Below are 2,950 nucleotides of genomic sequence, written 5' to 3'. Positions count from 1 at the left end.
TCCCCAAGTCACAACACTGCCATCATTTTTTAGAGCAGCAAATGCACCATAGGTTGAGTAAATAGTTTTTATATCTGTAAGTTGGTCACTGACACCACTACTATCTCCTCCATAGTTACTATCTCCCCAAGTTACGACAGTGCTATCATTTTTTAGAGCGGCAAAAGCATAACTATTAGAGTATATAGCTTTGACATCTGTAAGCTGGTCACTGACACTACTACTATCACCTCCGTATCGATAATCTCCCCATGTTACAACAGTGCCATTATCATTTAAAACAGCAAAAGCATAGGGGTTTGAATACATGCCAGGATATTTACCAGGATAACTCAATGTCTGTTGAAGAGGATCATATATATCAGTTACAGTTAGATTAAAATCTCCTACAAACTCATCTCCATAAGAGGCTGAGAGTGATTTAATATCTATTAGTTTGTCACTTACAGAGCTACTGTCTCCTCCATAATAACTATCTCCCCATGCTACAACAGTTCCATCTTCTTTAAGAGCTGCAAATGCATATTGTGAAGCATATATTTTTTGGACATTTGTAAGTTGTGTATCAACACCTGCTGTGCTACCGCCATGCTGACTATTTCCCCATGTAACAACTCTTCCGTTACTTTTTATGGCAGCAAAAGATTCTCTATTGGAATAGATTGCTTTTATATTTTTAAGAATACCAGGTGTACTAATAGTATGATTTTCATAATCAACACCTCCCCATGCTATAACAATACCATCAGATTTTAAAGCTGCAAAAGCATATCCACTTGCAACTATTCCTTGAATATGTATTAATTGTGTATGTACACTACTGCTATCTCCTCCATAGTTACTATTTCCCCAAGTAACAACTGTACCATCATTTTTTAGAGCAGCAAATGCACCATAGGTTGAGTAAATAGTTTTTACATCTGTAAGTTGCTCACTTACACTACTACTATTAGTACCTCCCCAAGTTACAACTGTGCCATTATTTTTAAGAGCTGCAAAGGCTCCACCATTAGAGTAAATACTTTTCACATCTGTAAGTAGGTCACTTACATTACTACTGTCACCTCCAATGTCACTTTCTCCCCAAGTCACAACTGTACCATCATTTTTGAGTGCTGCAAAAGCACCACTTGTAGAGTATAAAGCTTTTATATTTGTAAGTTGGTCACTCACACTACTACTGTCAGCCCCAGAAGCACTATCTCCCCAAGTAACAACTGTACCATCATTTTTGAGAGCTGCAAAAGCTAGATAAGTTGAATATATTGCTTTAACATTTATAAGCTGACCACTAACACTACTACTATCTTCACCAGAACTATTCCTCCCCCAAGTAACAAGGCTACCATCATTTTTTAAGGCAGCAAAGCCATATTGTGTAGAGTAAATAGCTTTGACATTTATAAGTTCTGTGTTGAGATTATTGCTATATCCTCCTGTATCACTATCTCCCCAAGTAACAACTGTTCCATCATTTTTCAGAGCTGCAAAAGCTTTTTCATTTGCAAACATTCCTGGATATTTTCCAACATAAGAGATATGTTGTTGGAGAGGGTTACTACTCTGATGTGTTGTATTGTTGTCTGTTACATTTGTAGTCGATCCACTCTTTGCCTCGATCTGTAAACTATTTGTAGTTAAGACATCTTCATAAGAATTTAACTCTGATGCGTTTAGGGTGATGCCAAGGGTTGCGTTATCATCAAAATCAGTTCCGTCAAACGCAAGTGTCACATCTGCATGTGTTGTATCGCTGTATGTAACAGTGTCAATATTCACACCAGCCGGTGCGCCTACAAGTCTAAAGTTTGCACTCTCCAAAGCCGTATCTGCAAACTCTAAAGTGTTTGAGAGAGCAATGTGAATCACCGCTCCATCTAGGTTATTCTCATTTAAATCCGTATCTGAAGAGAGCTCTGCTTTTATAGCATGAAAACCCCCTCCAACTCTACTGATAATCACAACATCATCAAGATAGCCATCTGCTTTGACAAGCAAAGAACCATGAGACTCGTACGGTGTATGAAGTGCAACATTTGTTGACTGTGCAGTTTGCAGACGAATGTTATTGTCTGCAGTGATTGTGTAGTCATTTACACCAAGTACTACATACTCAGCATTTGCTCCTGCTTTATAGAGCACATTTGTAATGTCATTTTTCCAAGTATCATCTGCACTAAATGCAAAGTCCACATAGTCAGTAGCGAGTCCATAACCATACTCTGGTTCACTTATGCTTGGAGGTGTTGCCGCTGAACTCGTCGTACTTGTAATGTTCTCATACGCATTTGTCACAAGCACTGCCCCACCGTTAGATACCAAGGTACTGTTTGCATAATCTCCACGCGCAACTTCAAAGCCCGATAATGAAGCACTGTAACCTAAGTTGTCATTATCATTGAGACGAGACTCATACGCTGAATATGCAGAGCTGTCTTCATTTGAGACAAAACTTTTTCTGCCTGCGACTATAACATTTCTTGCTTTATTGTTAAAGCCCGTAAAATTGACAGCGACATTACCACCGCTGATACCTGCTGAGGCATTCTCTATTTTTACTCTTGCATTGAGGGCATTACCCTCACCTCGTGCATAGCTGTAAAGCCTCACACTTGAGCCTATCACAGCGAGATTACCGCCAAGTGCAACACCCGAACCGAAGTGGTCTGAGAGCGTTGTACTGTCATCAACAGTTACGACAACAGGGGCTGAGAGCGTACCATCTTTATAGAGATAGTAATTTGCAAAACCTGCACCTAGTTCCTCTTTTGTATCTGTCGTATTTGTTGCAGCGTCATAATCTGGAAGTACATAACTTCCAACAAGAATAAATGAAGTGTTCTCTTCATTTGTACCTATAAAACCATGTGTAATGGCTACATCATGACCAAAACCATCAAAAGGTTTTCCATTATCTCTTGTTATGGTCTCTACTAAAGTGAAGTTGTCA

General features: G+C 39.1%; 1 protein-coding gene. It reads right to left on the bottom strand.

The genetic code is table 11. From position 1 onward, the window contains the following. A partial coding sequence (locus tag MVY38_RS05410) for a hypothetical protein (RefSeq protein WP_297484139.1) occupies positions 1–2,950 on the bottom strand: 2,950 nt, incomplete at both ends.

Origin of the sequence: Sulfurimonas sp. (assembly GCF_027056685.1) — a bacterium.
In the GTDB taxonomy this organism is placed as follows: domain Bacteria; phylum Campylobacterota; class Campylobacteria; order Campylobacterales; family Sulfurimonadaceae; genus Sulfurimonas.
Note: the sequence above shows the minus strand (reverse complement) of the source record. Positions and strands in the feature narration are given on the sequence as shown.